This window comes from Streptomyces sp. NPDC050759, assembly GCF_044456945.1.
Taxonomy (GTDB): domain Bacteria; phylum Actinomycetota; class Actinomycetes; order Streptomycetales; family Streptomycetaceae; genus Streptomyces.
The window spans coordinates 77825-98566 of record NZ_JBITGI010000028.1 but is presented as its reverse complement, the minus strand read 5'-3'; the positions used below and the strand labels follow the sequence as shown (position 1 = coordinate 98566).

Genomic DNA, 20742 nt, shown 5'->3' with positions numbered 1-20742 from the left:
GGGGGGCGGGGGGGGGGGGTGTCCGTCCTCGGTCCGGCGGCTCGGTTTCTTGAGTGGTGCTCGGTAACGGACGCCGGCCGCTGCGGGCGGACACCCCCCACCCCGTCCCCTGCGCGCCGTACGCGGCAAACGGTCCATCGTGGCGCAGGTGACTGCAACTCCCTAGGGGCGCGGGGAACTGCGCCATCAGCCCCCACTGGCCTGCAGCCGCCCGACTACCTGACCCGGCACCCCCGTAGGCGCCCGGCCCAAGCCCCGCGCATGCGGCCCGCGGGGAACTGCGCGACCAGCCCCCACCGGCCCGCAGCCGCCCGACAACCTGACCCGGCACACCCATAGGCGCCCCCGCCAACCTCAAGTGCACCCCCGCATATCGTCCGGGTTCTGTCACGGCATGGCATTCGTCGCGTTGGCAGGGAACCCGGGCGGGGACCGGGTCCCTCTTTCTTCACGGAGTGGAGCGGACAGCGCACCTCACATGAATCTGGAGCATCTCGTGACAACGCCGGACATAGCAGCGCGGCGCGCGCTGGGGGCCTGTGCCGTCCTGATGGTCGGCGCCCTCACCCTCACCGCGTGCGGAGGCGACTCCGACGCCGGGAGCGAAGGCAAGGGCGGCAAGGACCCCGCGAAGACCTCCGCGGCGGAGATCGTCATCTCTGCCAAGAACGGTTCGACGGGCGCGTCGATCAACTCGACCGGCGTGAAGGTCAGTGACGGCACGCTGACCGGCGTGAAGATGACGGTGGCGGGCACGGGGCAGGACGTGCCGGGGGAGATGGTCGCCGGCGGGAAGGGCTGGAAGCCCGAGGAGCAGCTGGAGCGGGGGACGAAGTACGAGATAGCCGCGACGGCGAAGGACTCGGACGGCAAGTCCGTGGCCGCGAAGTCCGTCTTCACGACCGTCTCCAAGGCGAACAGCTTCATCGGGACGTACACGCCGGACAACGGGACGACGGTCGGCGTGGGGATGCCGGTGTCGTTCAGCTTCGACAAGGCGATCAGCGACAAGAAGGCCGTGCAGTCGCACATCACCGTCAGCTCCAGCAGTGGGCAGCAGGTGGTCGGGCACTGGTTCGGGGCGCAGCGGCTCGACTTCCGGCCCGAGGAGTACTGGAAGGCCGGCTCCAAGGTCACGATGAAGATCGACCTGGACGGGGTCGAGGGCGCCAACGGCGTCACCGGCGTGCAGGAGAGGACCGTCAGCTTCACGGTCGGGCGCTCTCAGGTGTCCACCGTGGACGCGGACACCCAGACCATGAAGGTCGTGCGGGACGGGCAGACCGTGAAGTCGGTGCCGATCTCTACGGGGAGCCCGGAATTCACCACGTACAACGGGCAGATGGTGATCTCCGAGAAGTACAAGAAGATCCGCATGGACAGCAGGACGGTCGCGCTGGCCAACGCGTACGACATTCCTGACGTTCCGGACGCCATGCGGCTGACGCAGTCGGGGACCTTCATCCACGGCAACTACTGGTACAACAAGGCGAATCCGCCCTTCGGGCGCACCGGTACCAGCCACGGGTGCGTCGGGCTGCAGGACGTCAAGGGCGGGCAGTCGGACACCCCGGCCAAGTGGTTCTACGACAGCTCGCTGATCGGGGACGTGGTGATCGTCAAGAACTCCCCCGACAAGACGGTGGCGCCCGACAACGGGCTGAACGGTTGGAACATGTCGTGGAACGAGTGGGTCGCGGGGAGTGCCGTCAGTACGTCCTGAGTGCCGCAAGGGCCCTCTGACCGGGGGGTTTTGACGGATCATCGGGCCGCGCGGGAACATCCTGCGCGGCCCGGGCGTTTTCCGGGCGTACGTTTTCTCGGTTCCCGGACATGATGTCCGACCGAGGGGCTACGGTATGCACCCACAAGGTGACATGCAGCAACGCCGGGAGAAACCTTGAGCGTTCCGTACGAGACGGCAGCGTACGAACCACCCGAGTCGCCCGGGTCTCCGGAGGAGCACCTCGCGCGGCTCCTCGGTCGTGCCCTGAACTCCTTCGAGCTGCCCGACGAGACGATACGGCGACTGGACTGCGCGCTGGCGCACGACAGTTCGCTGCACTCCGCGCACCACAGCGCGGGGCTGCACCGTGAGACGTACCGGCACACATGGCTGCTCGCCGACGGTTCGGCGCTCACCCTGTGGGAGCTCGTCCACAACACCGCGCGGGACAGCGTTCCGCAGCATGAGGTGTACGTCGACGAGGAGGAGGTGCGTGCGGCGACCGCGCGCCTGCCGTTACCGCCGGACACCCCGGACTTCGAGCTGCCGGTGACGGTGCAGCTCACAGCCGTGCAGACACCGCGGCACGCCTACGTCCCCGACGACTCGGCGGACCACGCGCGTCGGCTCCTGCGCCGCGCGGAGAACACGGACCGGCCGGGCCCGGAGACGGCGGCGCTGCTGGCCGACGCGTTCGCCCACCAGATCACGCAGGCGTTCGGGCGCCCGTGCCGGGCGGCGCGCGCCGGACTTGCCTTCTCGCTGTACGAGCACGCGTTCCTGCTGCGCGACGGCGCGGAGATCTCCCTGTGGGAGGTCGAGCACACGGCGACGCCCGACGGGCGGCACATGTGCGAGGTGTACGTCACCGAGGACGCGGCCCGCGACGCCATGGAGCGGCGCGCGGCTCAGGTCTCCTGAGGGGCTCACTCACGCCCCCGTACGTCCGACTCCGGCGTCCGTGTCAGCGGCCGCCGCTGAGCTGTCGTACCAGACCCGCGAACGCGTCCTCCTCCGCCGGCGTCAGCTCGACGGACTCACGGCCGGGGCCGGTCTGGCGCTGGTGGGGCAGGGCGGGCAGACCATGGCCGGAGCGCCACAGCGCGGCCTCGTGGCGGCCGCGGCGCAGCATGACGGCCAGCCCGATCGCCCAGGCGACGGCCACCAGGACAAGAAGGGTCATACCAAGCAACTGGTAGACGGAGACGTGCTCAGGCATGCGTTCCAGTAGACACCACGGTCCGGGACTTTGGTCCCGGACCGTGACGTATCTCGCAGGTGCCGTGAACAACTCACAGCCGCCCCAAAGGGGCAGTGGTTACGCGGCGACCGGCTGCTTCTGCTCGGCCGTCGGGGCGTCGGCTGCCTCCGGCGCCGCGGTGGCCGCCGTCCCCGGAGCCGGCTTGCGCATGCTCTTCAGGACGACCACCAATGCGGTCGTGACGCACACGCCCGCCGCGATGGCGATCAGGTAGAGGAACGGGCTGCCGATCAGCGGGACCACGAAGATGCCGCCGTGCGGGGCGCGCAGGGTGGCGCCGAAGGCCATCGACAGGGCGCCGGTGACCGAGCCGCCCGCCATGGAGGCGGGGATGACGCGCAGCGGGTCGGCCGCGGCGAACGGGATCGCGCCCTCGGAGATGAAGGAGGCGCCCAGGACCCAGGCCGCCTTGCCGTTCTCGCGCTCGGTCTGGGTGAAGAGCTTCTTGCGGACGGTGGTCGCCAGCGCCATGCCCAGCGGCGGGACCATGCCCGCGGCCATCACGGCGGCCATGACCTTCATCGCGGAGTCGCTCGGGTCCTGGACGGCGATGCCGGCGGTGGCGAAGGCGTACGCGACCTTGTTGACCGGGCCGCCGAGGTCGAAGCACATCATCAGGCCGAGCAGGATGCCGAGCAGGATGGCGTTGGAGCCGGAGAGGCCGTTGAGCCAGTCCGTCATGCCCTTCTGGGCCTCGGCGATGGGCTTGCCGACCACGACGAACATCAGGAAGCCGACGATCAGCGAGGAGATCAGCGGGATCACCACCACCGGCATGATGCCGCGCAGCACCGGTGGGATCTTGATCCGCTGGATCGCGAGGACCACACCACCCGCCAGCAGACCGGCGACCAGGCCGCCGAGGAAGCCCGCGGCGATGTTGGAGGCGATCATTCCGCCGACGAAGCCCGGGACCAGACCGGGGCGGTCCGCCATGCCGTACGCGATGTATCCGGCGAGGACCGGGATGAGGAAGCCGAAGGCGACCTGGCCGATCTGGAACAGCAGGGCGCCCCAGCTGTCGATCTCGGTCCAGGAGAAGTGCTTCATGACCGAGGGCGCGCTCGCGATCTGCCAGCCGCCGATCGCGAACCCGAGGGCGAGCAGCAGACCGCCCGCGGCGACGAACGGGACCATGTAACTCACGCCGGTCATCAGCCACTTGCGGAGCCTGGTGCCGTAGCTGTCGCCGGACTCTCCGGCCCGCTCGACCGGCGTGGAGCCGGGTCGGCCCGCCGCGCTGACCTCGCCGCGCTCGGCCTTCCCGCGGACCTCGGTGATGAGTTCGGCCGGGCGGTTGATGCCCGCCTTCACCCCGACGTCGACGGTGGGCTTGCCGGCGAAGCGGTCCTTGTCACGTACGGGGACGTCGTGCGCGAAGATCACGCCGTCCGCCGCCGCGATGACGGCCGGGTCGAGCCGGTCGAAGCCGGCCGAGCCCTGCGTCTCGACGACGAGTTCGACACCCGCCTCGCGGCCGGCGTTCTCCAGCGACTCGGCCGCCATGTAGGTGTGGGCGATACCGGTCGGGCAGGACGTGACGGCGACGATCCGGAAGGGGCGCGCGTCCTGCGCCGGCTCCGCCGCGGCACTGGCCGTTGCGGCATCGGCGGAGGCCGCCGCCGATGCCGCAACGGAGTCTTCACCGGCACCCGCGGTGGCCTCGGGGGCCGCCTCCGCCGGTGCCTCGTCCCCACGGATCAGCGCCGCGGCGCTCTCCGCGTTCCCCGCCGACCGCAGCGCGTCCGTGAACTCGGCGTTCATCAGCTGGCGCGCGAGCGAGGACAGGATCGTCAGGTGGGCGTCGTCCGCGCCGGCCGGTGCGGCGATCAGGAAGATCAGGTCGGCGGGGCCGTCCGCCGCGCCGAAGTCGATCCCGGCCACGCTGCGCCCGAAGGCGAGGGTCGGCTCGGTGACGTGAACGCTCCGGCAGTGCGGGATGCCGATCCCGCCGTCGAGGCCGGTCGGCATCTGTGCCTCGCGGGCGGCCACGTCGGCGAGGAAGCCCTCCAGGTCGGTCACCCGGCCCAGGGCGACCATGCGCTCGGCGAGGGCACGCGCCGCCGCTTCCTTGGTGTCGGCGGACAGGTCGAGATCGACCAGGTCCGCGGTGATCATGTCGCTCATCGCGGGCTCCTTCGCACGCGTATCGCCCGGGGAGTGGGGTGGGCGGTGGTGAGGGGGACGGGGGTGCAGCGGTGTGGGGTTTCGGGGGTGGTGGCCGTACGGTTCGTCGCCGTACGGTTCGTCGCCGTACGGTTCGCCACCGCGCGGCTCGTCGCCGTACGGTTCGCCACCGTTGGGGAATGGATCGGGCCGGTCATGAGACCGGCTCCGTCAGTACGCGGTCCATGGGCACCTCGGTCGTGACCGTCACCGCGGCCGGGTCCAGGTCGTCCGGCGTCGGCATCTCGCTGCCGGGCAGCTGGACGGCCGCCGCGCCGTGCGCGACCGCGGAGGCGAGGGCCTCGGGGCCGCTGCCGCCGGCGATAAGGAAGCCGGCCAGCGAGGAGTCGCCGGCGCCGACATTGCTGCGTACGACCTCCACGCGCGCGCTGCCGAACCAGGCGCCCGAGCCGTCCACGAGCAGCTGCCCGTCGGCGCCCAGGCTGGCGAGCACGGCGCGCGCGCCCATCTCCCGCAGCTCCTCGGCCGCCTTCACGGCGTCGCCCACCGTCGCGAGAGGGCGCCCGACGGCCTCCGCGAGCTCCTCGGCGTTCGGCTTCACCACGTCGGGCCGTTCGCGCAGCGCCTCCAGGAGCGCGCGCCCCGAGGCGTCCAGCGCGATCCGCGCACCACCGGCGTGCGCCCGCGCGACCACCTCGGCGTACCACGACGGCGCGAGCCCCCGGGGCAGGCTCCCGCAGCACGCGATCCACGAGGCGTCGCGCGACTGCTCGCGCACGGTCTCCAGCAGGAGCTCCTGCTCGGCGGCGGACAACTCCGGACCCGGTGCGTTGATCTTCGTGAGGACGCCGTCCGACTCGGCGAGCGCGATGTTCGAGCGGGTGGCCCCGGCGACCGGCACCGGCGCGACCTCGATGCCCTGCGCGTCGAGCAGGTCGGCGACCAGCGCCCCCGGCGCACCACCGAGGGGCAGGACCGCGACCGTGCGCTGCCCGGCGGCCGTGACGGCGCGCGAGACGTTGACGCCCTTGCCGCCGGGGTCCATGCGTTCACCGGTGGCGCGGATGACCTCACCGCGCTCGAGGGACGGGACCTCGTACGTACGGTCCAGGGACGGATTCGGGGTGACGGTGAGGATCATGCGCACTCGTTCCTAAACACACAGCACTTCCGTGCCGCCGCGCTCGATCACGGCGGCGTCGTCGGGGCTCAGCCCGCTGTCGGTGATCAGCAGGTCCACGTCGCTCAGGTCGCCGAAGCGGGCGAAGTGCTCCTGGCCGTGCTTGGCCGAGTCGGCCAGCAGGACCACCCGGCGGGCGGCGGCGATCGCCGCGCGCTTGACCGCGGCCTCGGCGAGGTCGGGGGTGGTGAGACCGTGATCGGCGGAGAAGCCGTTGGCCGCCACGAAGAGGACGTCGGCCCGGATCTCGCCGTACGCCCGCAGCGCCCAGGCGTCGACCGCGGCGCGCGTACGGTGCCGTACGCGCCCCCCGACGAGATGGAGCTGGATGCCGGGGTGGTCCGCGAGGCGGGCCGCGATCGGCAGGCTGTGGGTGACGACGGTGAGCGAGGCCTCCAGCGGGACGGCGGCGGCCAGGCGGGCGACGGTCGTACCGGCGTCGAGGATCAGGGTGCCCTCGGTCGGCAGTTCGGCGAGGGCCGCCTTGGCGATGTGGTCCTTCTCGTCGGCCGCGGTCGTCTCGCGCTCGGCGAGGTCCGGCTCGAAGTCGAGGCGCCCGGCCGGGATGGCCCCGCCGTGCACCCGGCGCAGCAGCCCCGCGCGGTCGAGGGCCTTCAGGTCGCGCCGGATGGTCTCGGCGGTGACCTGGAACTCCTCGGCCAGCGAGACGACGTCCACCCGCCCGCCGTCCCGAGCGAGCCGGAGGATCTCCTGCTGCCGCTCCGGTGCGTACATGTCCGTTCGCCTCCGATCCATGCCCGAACGTGTGGTTTCAGAGGGAGGCTACGCCTGCATTTCCGGAAAGTAAACAGGTTCGGGCGCGATCCGGGCATGAACGGACTTCCGGACCCACACGAGGGGCCCGGCACCTGGGAGGTGCCGGGCCCCTCACCCGGGTTTCAGGACACGAGCTCGGGCTCCTTCTCCTCCACCGCAGGAAGGTCGGCGGCCCCCTCCACGTGCTGCGCGGGCCGCTTCGGCAGCGCGAACATCAGCAGGAAGATCACGCCCATCACCGCCGCGACCCACCCGAGCGCGTGCTGGAAGGCGTCCACGAAGGCCGGGCCCACCTGAGCGGATCGCAGGTCGTCGCCGATGACCCCGAAGAACACCACGGACACCAGTCCGAGTCCGAGCGCGTTGCCCATCTGCTGCACGGTGTTGATGAGCCCCGACGCCGAACCGGCGTGTTCGCGCGGTACCTCCGAGAGCACCGCGTCCGTCAGCGGCGCGACGATCAGACCCATGCCGCCACCCATCACGACCAGCGGCAACGCCATCTGCCACGAGCTGATCCCCATGCCGTACCGCCCGGCCTCCCAGAGGTAGAGCAGCACACCCACCGCCATCAGCAGCGCCCCGGCCTGGAGCACCTTGCGCCCGAAGCGCGGGACGAGCTGCTGCACCGACAGACCCGCCGCCGTGGAGACGGCGATCGAGAACGGCACCCCGGTCAGCCCCGCACGCAGCGGGCTCCAGCCCAGCCCGGTCTGCATGTACAGCGTCCACACCAGGAAGAAGATGCCGAGCCCGACCCCGAACACGGTCTGCACCGCGATGCCGGCCGCGAAGCTCTTCACCCTGAACAGCGACAGCTCGACCAGCGGCGACCCGTCCCGCGCGGCCTTGCGCCGCTCGTACGCCACCAGCGCCGCGAACACGAGGGGCGCGCCGGCCATCGACACGTATCCCCACACCGGCCAGTCCAGCTCCTCGCCGCGGGTCAGCGGGTAGAGCAGCATCAGCAGCCCGAGCACGACCACGGCCACGCCCACCAGGTCCAGCTTCAGTGCCCGCGGGGCCTTGGACTCGGTGATGAAACGGCTCCCGAGCACGAGTCCCATGATCCCGACCGGCAGGTTGATGAGGAAGATCGGCCGCCACTCGAGCCCGAACAGGTTCCACTCGGTCAGCAGCGCGCCGAGCAGCGGACCGGAGACGGCCCCGAGCCCCACGACCGCGCCGAACAGTCCGAACACCTTCCCCCGCTCATGGGCCGGAAAGGTCGCGTGCACGATCGACAGGACCTGCGGCACCATCATCGCCGCCATGCCGCCCTGCAGGATCCGGGACGCGACCAGCATCTCCGGGTTCGCGGCGAGGCCGCACAGCGCCGACGCGAGCGTGAACCCGCCGATGCCGACGAGGAACAGCCGCTTGCGCCCGTGGATGTCACCGAGCCGCCCGCCGGTGATCAGCCCCGCGGCGAAGGCGAGGGCATAGCCGGCGGTGATCCACTGGATCTGGCTGACGGAGGCACCGGCGTCCTTCCGGATGGACGGGATGGCGATGTTGACGATGGTGACGTCGACGAGGTCCATGAAGGCCGCGGTCATCACGATGGCGAGGGCGAACCAGCGACGCCGGTCGCCTGCGGCGGGCTGTACAGCGGTGGATGTGGTCTCGGTGGAGGTCATACCGTGAAGCTACGACCCCATTAGGTCAGATCGTGTCCTAGTTCTACGGCATCCTCGAACTCATGACGACGGACACCCCGGCACGGCTCCTGACGCTCCTCTCCCTCCTCCAGACGCCCCGTGAATGGCCCGGCGGTGAGCTCGCCGACCGCCTCGGGGTCTCCCGACGCACGGTCCGACGGGACGTCGACCGCCTCCGCGAGCTGGGCTATCCCGTCCAGGCGACCAAGGGCTCCGACGGCGGGTACCGGCTCGTCGCGGGCAAGGCCATGCCCCCGCTCGTCCTCGACGACGAGGAGGCGGTGGCCATCGCGGTCGGGCTGCGGGCGGGGGCGGGGCACGCGGTCGAGGGGATGGACGAGGCGTCGGTGCGGGCACTGGCGAAACTGGAACAGGTCCTGCCGTCCCGCCTGCGGCACCGCGTCTCCACCTTCCAGGCCGCGACGACTCCGCTGACCAGCGGGGACGGGGCGAGCATCCCGACCGAGACCCTGACGGTGATGGCGTCCACGGTGGCCGGGCACGAGCGGCTGCGGTTCGCCTACCGGGCGAAGGACGGGGCCGAGTCCCGACGCGTCGTGGAGCCGTACCGTCTGGTCTCCACCGGGCGGCGGTGGTACCTCGTCGCCTACGACCTCGACCGCGGCGACTGGCGGACCTTCCGGGTCGACCGGGTGGACGATCCCTTCGCCACGGGGGCGCGGTTCGCTCCGCGGGAGTTGCCGACGGGGAGCGCGGCGGAGTATCTGCGGCAGTCGATGTACCGCCGTCAGGAGACGTACGAGATCGCCGTGACGTTCGAGGCGGATGTGACGGTGGTGGGGGGTCGGGTGCCGGCGTGGATGGGGGTGCCGGAGGCTCTCGGGGAGGGGCGGTGCGTGTTGCGGGCGACCGTGGGGGACGCGGTGGAGTGGATGGCGGTGCGGTTGGCGATGACGGGGGTGGAGTTCCGTGTGGAGGAACCTGCGGAACTGGTCGAGGCGGTACGGGAGTTGGGGGGACGGCTGGTCCGGGCGGGCCGCGGGCGCGGGGCTTGAGCGGGGCGCCTACGGGGGGTGCCTCGCCGGGCCCTTGCGCGTCTGCAGGCCGGTGGGGGCTGGTCGCGCAGTTCCCCGCGCCCCTGGGGAGTTGCAGTCACCCGCGCCACGACGGACCGTTCGCCACCTCGCGCACCACAACGGACCGTTCGCCGCACTCCGCACCACGACGGACCTGCTCACAACCGGCGCACCATGCCGATGTGACAGAATCTGCCATTCGGTGGGTCACCCCGTGGTTCAGGTACGGGGTGACCCACCGTTCCGTTTGTCGGGCGCAGAAAGAGCCGGACCCCGGCGCCCGGGGGGAGGGGCGCCGAAGTCCGGCTCGGGGAGAGTCCCGGCGCCGGGGGGGATTGCGTCGGGACTTGGTTCAGGAGGGTCCGAAGGTATGGCCTCCGGGACCCGAACACCTGGACCCTGAAGTCTTGTTCCCAGGGTCCGCCAAGTTGAAGCGGCCTAGTACGGCCATGTTTACGCGGTCTTTCGCCACCCGGCGTACGCGGGCAGACCCCGCCTACGCCGCCGCGTCGAACCCGGTGGACCGCGCCAGCTTCTTCAGCTCCAGCAGGGCGTGCTTCTCGATCTGCCGGATCCGCTCACGGGTGAGGCCGTGCTCCTTGCCGACCTCGGTCAGCGTGCGCTCGCGCCCGTCGTCGATGCCGTACCGCATCTTGATGATGGAAGCGGTGCGCTGGTCGAGGCGGCCGATGAGGTCGTCCAGTTCCTCGCTGCGCAGCAGCGTCAGCACCGACTGCTCCGGCGAGACCGCCGAGGTGTCCTCCAGCAGGTCACCGAACTGGGTGTCGCCGTCGTCGTCCACCGACATGTTCAGCGAGACCGGGTCGCGGGCCCAGTCCAGGACGTCGATCACGCGCTCCGGGTTGGAGCCGAGCTCGGCGGCGATCTCCGCGGGCTCCGGGTCGCGGCCGTGCTCGCGGTTGAACTCGCGCTGCACACGGCGGATGCGGCCCAGCTCCTCCACGAGGTGGACGGGCAGCCGGATGGTGCGGGACTGGTCGGCGATGGAGCGGGTGATGGCCTGACGGATCCACCAGGTCGCGTACGTCGAGAACTTGAAGCCCTTGCGGTAGTCGAACTTCTCGACCGCGCGCACCAGGCCGGCGTTGCCCTCCTGGATCAGGTCGAGCAGGGGCAGACCGCTGCGGGGGTAGCGGCGGGCCACGGCCACGACCAGGCGGAGGTTGGAGCGGATGAACACGTCCTTGGCGCGCTCCCCCTCCTCCACCAGGGCCTCCAGCTCTTCGCGGGTGGCGTCCGCCTTGGCTTCCTCGTACCCGTCGAGGACCTGTCGGGCGAACACACCCGCCTCGATGATCTGGGACAGCTCGACTTCCTTGGCGGCGTCGAGCAGCGGCGTACGCGCGATCTCGTCGAGGTACATGCCGACCAGGTCGCGGTCGGCGATCTCGCCGCCATGGACGCGAACACTGCGCGCCGCGTCGGTAGACCCGCCGGTGGCGGACTTACGACGGGCGACGGCACGGGTTGCCATGCGTGCTCCCTTGCGATGTTTGGGTCAGCGGGTGGTCCTTCGGACGCTGGGTCCCGGCTCCGGTTTGCTTCCGGACTCTCCTCGGGTGCCCTGCATCCGATGGAAACAACGACTGGAAACCGGACAGAATTCCCAAGGCGTGCCGCTATTTTTCTGATCTTGCAGTACCCTGTCCGGCCACACGAGGAGGCATGATGCCGTCGGAACGTACAGAGGTGCAGGTCAGGCCGGGAGCCGAAAGCGACCTCGGTGCTCTCACCGACCTCTACAACCACTACGTTCGTGAGACGCCCATCACATTCGACACCGCCGTCTTCACTCCGGAAGAGCGCCGCCCTTGGCTGCTCTCCCACCCTGAAGACGGCCCGTACCGTCTGATGGTTGCCACCGACACGGACCCGACAGGAACCTCACAGCGGATCCTCGGGTACGCCACATCCAGCCCCTTCCGTGCCAAGCCCGCGTACGCGACCTCCGTGGAGGTCACCGTCTACCTCGCCCCGGACGCGGGCGGCCGGGGCATCGGCACCCTCCTCTACAAGGCCCTCTTCGAGGCCCTGGCCGACGAGGACCTGCATCGCGCCTACGCGGGCATCGCACAGCCCAACGAAGCGTCCACGCGGCTGCATGAACGCTTCGGTTTCCGGCACGTCGGCACCTACCGGGAAGTGGGCCGGAAGTTCGGCCGCTACTGGGACGTGGCCTGGTACGAGAAGGACCTGTAAGCCCTCGCCGGCGGGTGTCAGCCGAACTGCACCGACCGCTTCGCCATCCCCATCCAGAACCCGTCGATGACGGACTTCTGCGCGTCCAGCTCGCCGCTCACGTCCGCCGCGCCCATGGTCACGAACAGCGGCGCGAAGTGCTCGGTGCGCGGATGGGCGTAGCGCCCGGCCGGAGCCTTGTTGAGGAAGCCCAGCAGGGAGTCCACGTCCCGTGTCTCCAGCGCCCGCCGGCCCCAGTCGTCGAACTCGGAGGACCAGGTGGGCACCCCGGAACCGGTGTGGCGCAGGGCGGCCAGGTTGTGGGTGAAGAAGCCGGAGCCGACGATCAGGACGCCCTCGTCGCGCAGCGGGGCGAGCTTGCGGCCGATCTCCATGAGCCTGACCGGGTCGAGGGTCGGCATGGAGATCTGCAGGACGGGGATGTCGGCCTTCGGGAACATCTCGACCAGCGGGACATACGCGCCGTGGTCCAGTCCGCGGTCCGGGATGTCCTGTACGGGGACGCCGGGGGCGCGCAGCAACTTGCGTACGGAATCGGCGAGTTCGGGGGCGCCGGGGGCGTCGTACGTCACCTTGTAGTAGTGCTCGGGGAAGCCCCAGAAGTCGTAGACGAGCGGGACGGTCCGTACCGCGCCGAGGGCGAGGGGGGCCTCCTCCCAGTGGGCGGAGACCATGAGGATCGCCTTGGGACGGGGCAGGTCCGCGGACCAGGCGGCGAGCTCACCGGGCCAGATCGGGTCGTCGGCGAGCGGCGGCGCGCCGTGACTCAGATAGAGGGCGGGCATGCGCTCCAGCGTGTCGGCGGACATGGCGGGGACTCCTCCGGTACTTCCGATGCGGGCAGTGCTTCAAATTTAAAGCTTCTTGACATGACTGTACGCCTCATTTGTTTAAGCTTCAAGGAGAAAGCTCGTAGAGTGGGATACATGAATACGGCATCCGTCCCCGACGAGGAGCCCCAGTGGCTCGACGACGAAGAGCAGCGCATCTGGCGTTCCTATGTGCACGCCACGACCCTCCTCGAGGATCACCTCGACCGCCAGCTCCAGCGGGACGCCGGCATGCCGCACATCTACTACGGGCTGCTCGTGGGGCTGGCCGAGGCCCCGCACCGGCGGCTGCGGATGACCGAGCTGGCCATGAAGGCGAAGATCACCCGGTCCCGTCTCTCCCACGCGATCGCCCGTCTGGAGCGCAACGGCTGGGTGCGCCGGGAGGACTGCCCGGACGACAAGCGCGGCCAGTTCGCGGTGCTCACGGACCCGGGCCTGGAGATGCTGCGGGGCGCCGCGCCCGGCCATGTGCGGGCCGTACGCAACGCCGTCTTCGACCGGCTCACCCCGGAACAGCAGAAGTCCCTCGGCGAGATCATGCAGATCGTCGCCGAGGGACTCCAGCCGAACGAGGCGGGCGCGGATCTGCCCTGGCTCCGCTGAGCCGCTCACTCAGCTGGGCCAGGGCAGTTCCTGGGGTCGTACGTACGGGGCGTCCCCTTCCCCGTACGTACGTGGTTCTCGAAGGGGTACGACCGGCCGGTCGCCGTCAGTGGGCGACGACCGGGATGGCCAGCTCCTCCTCGGCGCCCTCGCCGGACCCGGTCACGGTGGCCGTGTCCGTGCGGCCGGCGTTGACGAGGGTCACGACGATCACCGCGGCGAGCACCAGCATGCCGACGGCGAACCAGATCGCGTTGGTGTAGCCGTGCACCTGGCCCTCCAGCGCGACCAGCTGCTGCTGCGACCTGGAGGTCGCGGAGCCGATGTGGTCGGCGATGTAGGAGGTCGTGGCGGACGCGGCGATCGTGTTCAGCAGGGCCGTACCGATCGCACCGCCCACCTGCTGCGAGGTGTTGACCATCGCGGAGGCGACTCCGGCGTCCCGGGGCTCGACGCCCAGGGTGGCCAGGGACATGGCCGGCATGAACGCCGTACCCATGCCGAGGCCGAGCAGCAGCATCGCCGGCAGGATGATCGAGGCGTACGACGAGCCGATCTCCAGCTGGGTCATGAGGAGCATGCCGACCGCGGCGACCAGGAAGCCGGGGCCCATCAGCAGCCGCGCCGGGACGCGGGTCATCAGGCGGGCGCCGATCTGCGTCGAGCCGACCATCATGCCGACGATCATCGGCATGAAGGCGAAGCCGGTCTTGATCGGCGTGAAGCCCTTCACGATCTGGAGGTAGTAGGTGAGGAACAGGAAGGTGCCGAACATCGCGATGATCGCGATACCGAGCGAGAGGTAGATCCCGCCGCGGTTGCGGTCGGTGATGACGCGCAGCGGCAGCAGCGGGGCCTTGGTACGGGCCTCGGTGACGACGAACGCGATGAGCAGGGCCGCGGAGGCGACGAACATGCCCACGGTCAGGGAGTCGCCCCAGCCGTTGGACTCGGCGCGGGTGAAGCCGTAGACCAGTGCGACCAGGCCCAGGGTGGACAGCAGGACGCCGGGGATGTCGAGCGGGTTGCGGTTGCGGCCGCCCTCGGGCTCACGGATGACGAAGTACGCGCCGAGCGCGGCCACGATCGCGAACGGGATGTTCACGAAGAAGGTCCAGCGCCAGTCCATGTACTCGGTCAGCACACCGCCGAGGATGAAGCCCACGGCGCCGCCGCCACCGGCGATCGCGCCGTAGATGCCGAAGGCCTTGGCGCGCTCCTTGGCGTCCGTGAACATCACGGCGAGCAGGGAGAGCGCGGCGGGCGCGAGCAGCGCGCCGAAGACGCCCTGGAGGGCACGGGCGCCGAACATCATGGCGCCGCTGGTGGCCGCGCCGCCCAGTGCGGAGGCCAGCGCGAAGCCGATCAGGCCGACCACGAAGGCGTTCTTCCGGCCCCACAGGTCGGCTATGCGGCCGCCGAAGAGCAGGAGGCCGCCGAAGGCGAGGGCGTAGGCCGTGACGACCCACTGACGGTTGCCGTCGGAGATGCCCAGGTCGGTCTGGGCGGACGGCAGAGCGATGTTCACGATCGTCGCGTCGAGGACGACCATCAGCTGGGCGAGCGCGATGAAGACGAGCGCTTTCCAGCGGTTGGCGTCACCGGACGTGGCCGGTGCGCCGGGAGCCTTTGCGGCTGTGTCAGACATGGGGGTACCCACTCCGGTACTTCGGGACGGAAAAAAGATGTCTTGAGGGGACGGTCCGTCTTCGGTGACGGCCGGTCGAAAGTCGTTGGTGCTGACTGTTCTCGCGCTCTGAACTAATCGGTGGTCATCGGATCAGGCCTGGCGGAGGTCCTCCATGCTCAGCGCCGTACCCGGCAGGTCGGAGCGGGCCGGGGCCCGCAGTCCGTCCAGGAACAGCTGAAGGGTGCGGTGCACGAACCCGTCGAGGGTGAGGCAGCCCGTGCCGGCCGGGGGCCGGCACAACTGGGCCACGGCGACCATCAGGTCACCGACGCTCACGTCACCGCGCAGCTGACCGGCCGCCCTGGCCCGGTCCATGAGCTGCTCGACGAGCTGCTCGATGCGTTCGCGCGCGGCCACCAGGTCGGGGTGGTACTGGTCGAAGGTGCTCTGGACCATCGGGCACAGTGCGGTGATCCGCTCGTCGGCGGAGGCGTGCACGAAGCGCTCCAGGGCGCCGAAGGCGTCCCCGGTCGCCGCGAGCGCGAGCTCGGCCGCCTCCGCCGTCCGGTCCATGACGGAGCAGACGACCTCACGGACGAGCGCGTCGCGGTCGGGGAAGTTGCGGTACACCGTGGCATTGCCCACGCCGGCCCGGCGGGCGATCTCGTCGAGCGGCACGTCTGGGCCGAACTCGGTGAACATCTCGCTGGCGGCGGTGACGATCCGCTCGCGGTTGCGCAGGGCGTCGGCGCGGGGCCGGGGCGCCTTGCGCGGTGCGGTCGTCGTGGCGGTCACGGTGCACTCCCCTCGGGGTCTGGTTTCGCGATCCGGGGATTCAGTCCCCGTTTCGCTCGGACACACGTCTAAACGGGGAGACGCTCCCCGGTTATTTCGGGTTGAGGAGAAATCATGTTGTGACCTGAGTCACATTCCTGGCGGTACCCACGTTCGGTCTCCTCCAGCGCGCGTCGGTCCCTGCCCCGGCAGAGGGTGATCGAGAAGGTGCAGCCTTCCGACCAGCGGCTGCCGCGCTCCGAAGGGTGCCCGCATGCCGTGGACCAGTCGCCGCATACGCCCGCGCCGCATCGCCGCCCTCGTGTTCGTGACCGCGCTGACCCTCGCGGTCAGCACCTCGGCCGGCACCGAGCGCCTCGCCCCGGGTGCCACGACCGCCGGTCCGATCGCCGTGGCCCGCTCCGACGCCCACGGCGCCTGTCTGATCAGCGGCGGCCCGGCCGTCCAGATGTCCGAGGGCCTGCCCACACCCGGCGGCTACTCCCGTTCCACCGGCACCGTCCACGCCCTCACCCTGATGATCGACTTCTCCGACGCACCCGGCTCCGGGCCCGCGCTCGACCGGTTCCGCGAGTTCTTCCCGCAGACCCAGGACTGGTTCCGCACCAGTTCCTACGGCCGTCTCGACTACCGCCCCGAGGCCCCGATCACCGACTGGCTGCGCATGCCGAAGTCGTTCCGGGCCTACGGCATAGAGCGCGGCGCCCCCTTCGACCCGGGCTACCGCCGGCTGGTCCAGGACATCGTGACCGCCGCCGATCCCCAGGTGGACTTCCGGTCCTACGACTTCCTGAACGTGCTGGTGACCCCGAACGCCGGTCCCTCCGCCCTCGACACGGTCCTGTCGGTGAGCTTCGCCGGCAACGTCGACGCCCCGGTCGCCGACGGCGTCCCGGTCGCCAACGCCTCCTTCGTCTACTCCCGCCAGGACGACGGCTCCGGCTCCTACCCGCAGACCGGCTACCGGGTCCTGCCCCACGAGAACGGCCATGTCTTCGGCCTGCCCGACCTCTACACCCAGGCGGGCGGGAGCGCGGTCGGCCACTGGGACATCATGAGCGAGGACTGGGGCGCCAACAACGACCTCCTCGGCTGGCACAAGTGGAAGCTGGGCTGGCTGGCCGCGGCACAGGTCGACTGCGTGACGGCGCGCGGGACTTCGGAGTACACCCTGACCCCGCTGGCCCGGCCGGGACCCGGCACCAAACTCCTCTTCGTCCCCCTCGGCAGCCGCACCGGCTACGCGGTCGAGCTCCGCACCCGCGAGGGCAACGACGAGGCGGTGTGCCGGCCGGGTGTCCTCGTCTACAAGGTCGACGCGGACGTGGACACCGGGCGGGGCCCGGTGCGGGTGTACGACGCGCGGCGCAACAGCGGAGGGTGCACGCGGAGCCCCAACGTCCACGCGGAGCTCTCCGACGCGTCGTTCGCGGTCGGCGAGGAGTTCCGGGATCCGGGCCAGGGGGTCCGGGTGCGGGTGGTGGGGGCGGACGGGGACGGCGACTACCGGGTACGGGTCACGCGGGAGTAGAGGCGGGGCGAACTGCCGAGCCGCGCGACCAGCGGGTGCGGATCACGCGGGAGCAGGTGCGGGTCGACCTGCCGAGTCGGGTGGCCGTGGGCGTGCCGTGGCCGACGTTCGGATTACCGTAGGCGTCCCGCGATCGCCGTACCGGAGAACCGATGCCCGCTGACACGCCCACATCCCCGCCGGTGCCGGAGTCCGCCGTGCCGGCCGAGGCGGTCACGCCGCTGATCCGGGGGGTCGGGGTGCTGCGGGAGCTGACCGAGGCGGGCGGCAGGCTGAGCCCGAGCGGTCTGGAGCGGGCGACGGGCCTGGCGCGTTCCACGGTCGACCGCATCACGTCCACGCTGGCCCGCATGGGGTACGTCCGCCTGGACGGCCGGGACGCGGTGATCACCCCCCGGCTGATGGAACTCGGCAACGCCTATCTCGCCGCCCTGCGCCTGCCCGCTCTGCTGTCCGGGCGGGCCGACGCCCTCGCCGACGAGCTGGACGAGTCGGTGTCGCTGGCGGTCGCCGACCGCGACGGCATCCGCTTCATCCACCAGGCCACCCGCCGCCGCGCGATGTCCCTGAGCTTCCGCATCGGCGACCTGCTCCCCGCCGAACGCACCGCGCCGGGGCCCCTGTTCGCGTCGGAGTGGACCGACGCCGACTGGCGGACCTGGCGCGAACGCCGGGCGGCGGACCCGGAGGACCGGGGCTTTCCCGCCGTACCGCCTCGGGAACTCCCGGCCGTGGAAGGGGAGTTCGAGGCGAAGGCGGCGCAGGCGGGAAGGGACGGCTGGGCGCTGGACGACCAGTTGATCGAGCCGGGTCTGGTGGCGGTCTCCGTCCCCGTACGGGATCCGCGCACGGGACGGATCGCCTGCGTGGCCAACGTCGTCAGCCACACCAGCCGCCACACCGCGGCGGACCTGCGCGAGACCCTGCTGCCGCGGTTGCGGGCGACGGTGGTGGAGATGGAACGCGAACTGGCGTCCACCCCGGACCCGGACCCGGACCCGCCCCCCTCGGGATCGGCCTCCTGGATCGGCGCGGCCAAGAACGAACTGGGCCGGGAGTTCATCGAGTCCCTCGCCCGCGGCCTGACGGTCCTGACGGCGTTCGGCGAGGGCAGGGCCGCGCTGACGCTGACGGACGTGGCCCGGGCGACCGGGCTGGCGAGGGCGACGGCCCGCCGGGCCCTGATCACCTACGAACACCTGGGCCTGGTCCGCCAGCAGCCGGAGACCCGGACCTTCGGCCTCACCCCCCGGGTCCTGTCCCTCGGCTTCCCACCCCTTTCCCGTACGACCCTCCCGCGCATCGCGGCCCCGCACCTGGCCGATCTCTCGGCACGGGTGCGGGAGTCGACGGCACTGGCGGTCCTGGTGCCGCCGGGGTCGGGCGAGGGGGCGGAGATCCAGTACACGGCGAGGGCCGTCTCCCCCCGGATCATGGGCGTGGACATCAGGACCGGCACCCGCCTGCCGGCCTCGGCGACCTCGCTGGGCCGGGTCCTGCTGGCGGACAAGGAGCGCTCCGCCGACTTCGACCGCGTCCGCACCCAGGGCTACGCCCTGCTGGACGAGAACTGGGAGGACGGGCTCCGTACCATCGCCGTGCCCGTCCGCGACCGTACGGGCCGGGTGGTCGCCGCCGTGAACGTGGCCCTGCACGCGGCGGGCCGCACGGCCGGGGAATGCGTGGCGGAGATCCTCCCGGAACTGCGTCTCACGGCGACCCGCCTGGAGACCGAACTGCACGCGGCGAGCCACTTCACCCGGGTCCCCCTCCTCTGACGCCACCCGGACCCGAGGTCAGCCGCTCTTGCCCGAGGGCGGTGCGGAGGTGCCCTGTCCGGCGCGGAGCATGGCCTTGTAGAGGGGCTCGTGCCCGGGTGAGGCGGGCAGGGGACCGCGCGCCGGGGCCTCGAGGGACTGGATGATCAGGGCGACGACGCGCCGCCAGGCGTCCGGGGCCGCGTCGCCGGTGGCGTTCACGACGCCGGCGTTGGCCATGTGGATCAGCACCAGGTCCGAGGGGTCGAAGTCCTCGCGCAGCCGGCCGGTGGCCTTGGCGCGGTCGATGAGGACCAGCATGCCCTCGTACGCCCGGTTGCGGCGCTCCTCCAGGACCTTGGCGGTGGGGAAGGTCATGGTCAGGACGTCGGCGAAGCCGCTGTCGGCGGCCTGCATCGCGCAGGCGGTCTCGATGTACCCGACGAAGCCGTTCCAGGGGTCGGGGTCCTCCAGGGCGACGGTGACCACCTCGACGTAGGCACCCATGCGGTCGGAGAAGACGGCGTCGACCAGTTCCTCCTTCGTGGGGAAGCGGCGGAACATGGTGGCGATCCCCACGCCCGCCTCGCGGGCCACGGAGGCCATGGACGCGTTCAGGCCGTCGCGCGCGAACACCGTGCGGGCGGCGGCGATGATCCGCTCCCGGTTGCGCTCGGCGTCACTGCGCAGCGGCTGAGCGGCGGGACCGTCTGAGGGCTGGGCGCCAGGGGTCATACCGGCCACTCTAGCAATCGGATTGACCTATCCATTTTTGTCACCGTACGCCGGTTTGGTGCGCGTCAGTCGAGCGGAACGCCTGTGTGGCTCTCGAGGAACCGGATAAGGCGGGCCTGGAACTCCTCGTCCCGCGCCGCCGGGTGCGGTGTCTGCGTCCGCCGGTGGTACCAGTAGCCGCCGGTGCGCGGGGTCACGTCGTCGTGCGTGGCGAGCCACACCTGGGTCCGGTGCCCTTCGGCCAGATCGTCCGGCGCGCCGGCGCCGCCCATCCTGGTCGGCACCCACCCGGGATCGACCGCGTGGCAAGTGGTTCCCTCCCACCGGGACGCGCAAGCGAGCGCGAGGGTGGTGACCCACAGCTTGCTGTCGCTGTAGGACGCGGAACCGGCGGCCAGCCGTCGCAGATCCGTGGAGCCGTTGCGATGCATGGAGCTGCTGAGGTGGACGAGCCTGGCCGGCTTGGCCATCAGGGCCGTCAGCACATAGGGCGCGACCGTGTTGACCGTGCCCGCGTCCCGGGTGTCCATGGTGCCGGCGTTGTGGATGACGGTGTCGAAGCGACCGAACCCGCCCGCCTGCCGGGCGACGTCGCGGATCTCGTCGAGATCGGCGAGGTCCCCCGTGATGACACCCTTCCACCGCCCGGCGTCCTCCGCGTCGGCGAGTGGGGCCGGATTCCGGACATGGACGACCACGTCGTGCCCGTCGTCGGCCAACGCGTTCGCCGTGTCACGCCCGAGCCCACCGGCCGCGCCGGTCACCAGGATCAGTGCCATGTCACTCCTCTCCGGTGGCCCCCTGCAGGAGGGCCCTCCCCTACGTACATCCGCTACGCTATGACTGGTCAGCCGTCGGTGCGTCGCGTT

The 20742-nt window shown here is 71.0% G+C and carries 18 protein-coding genes; 7 read left to right on the top strand and 11 right to left on the bottom strand.

Annotation, left to right across the window (positions count from 1 at the left end):
- Window positions 1-496: 496 nt before the first annotated feature.
- Complete coding sequence (locus ACIBJB_RS45225) at window positions 497-1723, top strand: Ig-like domain-containing protein (protein ID WP_398940002.1); 1227 nt, start codon at window positions 497-499, stop codon at window positions 1721-1723.
- Between the two features lie 177 nt (window positions 1724-1900).
- The gene (locus ACIBJB_RS45220; protein ID WP_398940001.1) at window positions 1901-2647 is read left to right on the top strand and encodes a DUF6227 family protein; all 747 of its coding nucleotides are present in this window, start codon (window positions 1901-1903) and stop codon (window positions 2645-2647) included.
- Between the two features lie 43 nt (window positions 2648-2690).
- On the opposite strand, the gene ACIBJB_RS45215 is transcribed toward ACIBJB_RS45220, so the two are convergent.
- The 5 genes from ACIBJB_RS45215 to ACIBJB_RS45195 form a co-directional block, all read right to left on the bottom strand.
- Window positions 2691-2945, bottom strand: a complete 255-nt coding sequence (locus ACIBJB_RS45215) for a hypothetical protein (RefSeq protein ID WP_359378389.1) — start codon at window positions 2943-2945, stop codon at window positions 2691-2693.
- Between the two features lie 99 nt (window positions 2946-3044).
- Window positions 3045-5114 (bottom strand): fructose-specific PTS transporter subunit EIIC, encoded by a 2070-nt coding sequence (locus ACIBJB_RS45210; RefSeq protein ID WP_398940000.1) that lies wholly within the window; start codon window positions 5112-5114, stop codon window positions 3045-3047.
- Window positions 5115-5307: 193 nt separating this feature from the next.
- On the bottom strand, window positions 5308-6255 hold the full coding sequence (pfkB, locus tag ACIBJB_RS45205) for a 1-phosphofructokinase (RefSeq protein WP_398939999.1): 948 nt from the start codon (window positions 6253-6255) through the stop codon (window positions 5308-5310).
- Window positions 6256-6267: 12 nt separating this feature from the next.
- Window positions 6268-7029 carry a DeoR/GlpR family DNA-binding transcription regulator gene (locus ACIBJB_RS45200; RefSeq protein WP_398939998.1) on the bottom strand — a complete coding sequence of 254 codons (762 nt, stop codon included), beginning with the start codon at window positions 7027-7029 and terminating at the stop codon, window positions 6268-6270.
- A gap of 164 nt (window positions 7030-7193) precedes the next feature.
- The gene (locus tag ACIBJB_RS45195; protein WP_398939997.1) at window positions 7194-8711 is read right to left on the bottom strand and encodes an MFS transporter; all 1518 of its coding nucleotides are present in this window, start codon (window positions 8709-8711) and stop codon (window positions 7194-7196) included.
- A 62-nt stretch (window positions 8712-8773) separates the two neighbouring features.
- Here ACIBJB_RS45195 and ACIBJB_RS45190 point away from each other — a divergent pair, with 62 nt between their 5' ends.
- Entirely contained in the window at window positions 8774-9748 is a 975-nt protein-coding gene (locus tag ACIBJB_RS45190; protein WP_398939996.1) for a helix-turn-helix transcriptional regulator, read from the top strand.
- 517 nt (window positions 9749-10265) lie between these two features.
- On the opposite strand, the gene ACIBJB_RS45185 is transcribed toward ACIBJB_RS45190, so the two are convergent.
- The gene (locus ACIBJB_RS45185) at window positions 10266-11264 is read right to left on the bottom strand and encodes a sigma-70 family RNA polymerase sigma factor (protein WP_365652806.1); all 999 of its coding nucleotides are present in this window, start codon (window positions 11262-11264) and stop codon (window positions 10266-10268) included.
- Between the two features lie 194 nt (window positions 11265-11458).
- Between ACIBJB_RS45185 and ACIBJB_RS45180 the strand changes: the two genes are divergently transcribed.
- A complete protein-coding gene (locus ACIBJB_RS45180) occupies window positions 11459-11989 on the top strand; it encodes a GNAT family N-acetyltransferase (protein WP_398939995.1) in 531 nt (176 codons plus the stop codon).
- 17 nt (window positions 11990-12006) lie between these two features.
- Here ACIBJB_RS45180 and ACIBJB_RS45175 read toward each other — a convergent pair whose 3' ends face one another.
- Complete coding sequence (locus ACIBJB_RS45175) at window positions 12007-12798, bottom strand: dioxygenase (protein WP_398939994.1); 792 nt, start codon at window positions 12796-12798, stop codon at window positions 12007-12009.
- A 117-nt stretch (window positions 12799-12915) separates the two neighbouring features.
- On the opposite strand from ACIBJB_RS45175, the gene ACIBJB_RS45170 reads away from it, so the two are divergent.
- The gene (locus ACIBJB_RS45170) at window positions 12916-13425 is read left to right on the top strand and encodes a MarR family winged helix-turn-helix transcriptional regulator (protein ID WP_390106632.1); all 510 of its coding nucleotides are present in this window, start codon (window positions 12916-12918) and stop codon (window positions 13423-13425) included.
- A gap of 106 nt (window positions 13426-13531) precedes the next feature.
- Here ACIBJB_RS45170 and ACIBJB_RS45165 read toward each other — a convergent pair whose 3' ends face one another.
- Both ACIBJB_RS45165 and ACIBJB_RS45160 read right to left on the bottom strand, forming a co-directional pair.
- The gene (locus ACIBJB_RS45165) at window positions 13532-15073 is read right to left on the bottom strand and encodes an MFS transporter (RefSeq protein ID WP_398939993.1); all 1542 of its coding nucleotides are present in this window, start codon (window positions 15071-15073) and stop codon (window positions 13532-13534) included.
- A 132-nt stretch (window positions 15074-15205) separates the two neighbouring features.
- Window positions 15206-15850, bottom strand: coding sequence for a TetR/AcrR family transcriptional regulator (locus tag ACIBJB_RS45160; protein ID WP_398939992.1), 645 nt, complete (start codon window positions 15848-15850; stop codon window positions 15206-15208).
- A gap of 253 nt (window positions 15851-16103) precedes the next feature.
- Between ACIBJB_RS45160 and ACIBJB_RS45155 the strand changes: the two genes are divergently transcribed.
- Both ACIBJB_RS45155 and ACIBJB_RS45150 read left to right on the top strand, forming a co-directional pair.
- Window positions 16104-17381, top strand: coding sequence for a M6 family metalloprotease domain-containing protein (locus ACIBJB_RS45155; RefSeq protein WP_398939991.1), 1278 nt, complete (start codon window positions 16104-16106; stop codon window positions 17379-17381).
- A gap of 152 nt (window positions 17382-17533) precedes the next feature.
- Window positions 17534-19159 carry a helix-turn-helix domain-containing protein gene (locus tag ACIBJB_RS45150; protein ID WP_398939990.1) on the top strand — a complete coding sequence of 542 codons (1626 nt, stop codon included), beginning with the start codon at window positions 17534-17536 and terminating at the stop codon, window positions 19157-19159.
- Between the two features lie 18 nt (window positions 19160-19177).
- Here ACIBJB_RS45150 and ACIBJB_RS45145 read toward each other — a convergent pair whose 3' ends face one another.
- Both ACIBJB_RS45145 and ACIBJB_RS45140 read right to left on the bottom strand, forming a co-directional pair.
- Complete coding sequence (locus ACIBJB_RS45145; protein WP_398939989.1) at window positions 19178-19873, bottom strand: TetR/AcrR family transcriptional regulator; 696 nt, start codon at window positions 19871-19873, stop codon at window positions 19178-19180.
- Between the two features lie 65 nt (window positions 19874-19938).
- Window positions 19939-20652, bottom strand: coding sequence for an SDR family NAD(P)-dependent oxidoreductase (locus ACIBJB_RS45140; protein WP_398939988.1), 714 nt, complete (start codon window positions 20650-20652; stop codon window positions 19939-19941).
- Window positions 20653-20742 lie beyond the last annotated feature (90 nt).

Excerpts from the sequence above, each read along its gene's own strand:
- ACIBJB_RS45215 (WP_359378389.1), bottom strand. The coding sequence starts at position 2,945 with ATGCCTGAGCACGTCTCCGTCTACCAGTTGCTTGGTATGACCCTTCTT.
- ACIBJB_RS45210 (WP_398940000.1), bottom strand. The coding sequence starts at position 5,114 with ATGAGCGACATGATCACCGCGGACCTGGTCGATCTCGACCTGTCCGCC.
- pfkB (WP_398939999.1), bottom strand. The coding sequence starts at position 6,255 with ATGATCCTCACCGTCACCCCGAATCCGTCCCTGGACCGTACGTACGAG.
- ACIBJB_RS45200 (WP_398939998.1), bottom strand. The coding sequence starts at position 7,029 with ATGTACGCACCGGAGCGGCAGCAGGAGATCCTCCGGCTCGCTCGGGAC.
- ACIBJB_RS45195 (WP_398939997.1), bottom strand. The coding sequence starts at position 8,711 with ATGACCTCCACCGAGACCACATCCACCGCTGTACAGCCCGCCGCAGGC.
- ACIBJB_RS45190 (WP_398939996.1), top strand. The coding sequence starts at position 8,774 with ATGACGACGGACACCCCGGCACGGCTCCTGACGCTCCTCTCCCTCCTC.
- ACIBJB_RS45185 (WP_365652806.1), bottom strand. The coding sequence starts at position 11,264 with ATGGCAACCCGTGCCGTCGCCCGTCGTAAGTCCGCCACCGGCGGGTCT.
- ACIBJB_RS45180 (WP_398939995.1), top strand. The coding sequence starts at position 11,459 with ATGCCGTCGGAACGTACAGAGGTGCAGGTCAGGCCGGGAGCCGAAAGC.
- ACIBJB_RS45175 (WP_398939994.1), bottom strand. The coding sequence starts at position 12,798 with ATGTCCGCCGACACGCTGGAGCGCATGCCCGCCCTCTATCTGAGTCAC.
- ACIBJB_RS45170 (WP_390106632.1), top strand. The coding sequence starts at position 12,916 with ATGAATACGGCATCCGTCCCCGACGAGGAGCCCCAGTGGCTCGACGAC.
- ACIBJB_RS45165 (WP_398939993.1), bottom strand. The coding sequence starts at position 15,073 with ATGTCTGACACAGCCGCAAAGGCTCCCGGCGCACCGGCCACGTCCGGT.
- ACIBJB_RS45155 (WP_398939991.1), top strand. The coding sequence starts at position 16,104 with ATGCCGTGGACCAGTCGCCGCATACGCCCGCGCCGCATCGCCGCCCTC.
- ACIBJB_RS45150 (WP_398939990.1), top strand. The coding sequence starts at position 17,534 with ATGCCCGCTGACACGCCCACATCCCCGCCGGTGCCGGAGTCCGCCGTG.
- ACIBJB_RS45145 (WP_398939989.1), bottom strand. The coding sequence starts at position 19,873 with ATGACCCCTGGCGCCCAGCCCTCAGACGGTCCCGCCGCTCAGCCGCTG.
- ACIBJB_RS45140 (WP_398939988.1), bottom strand. The coding sequence starts at position 20,652 with ATGGCACTGATCCTGGTGACCGGCGCGGCCGGTGGGCTCGGGCGTGAC.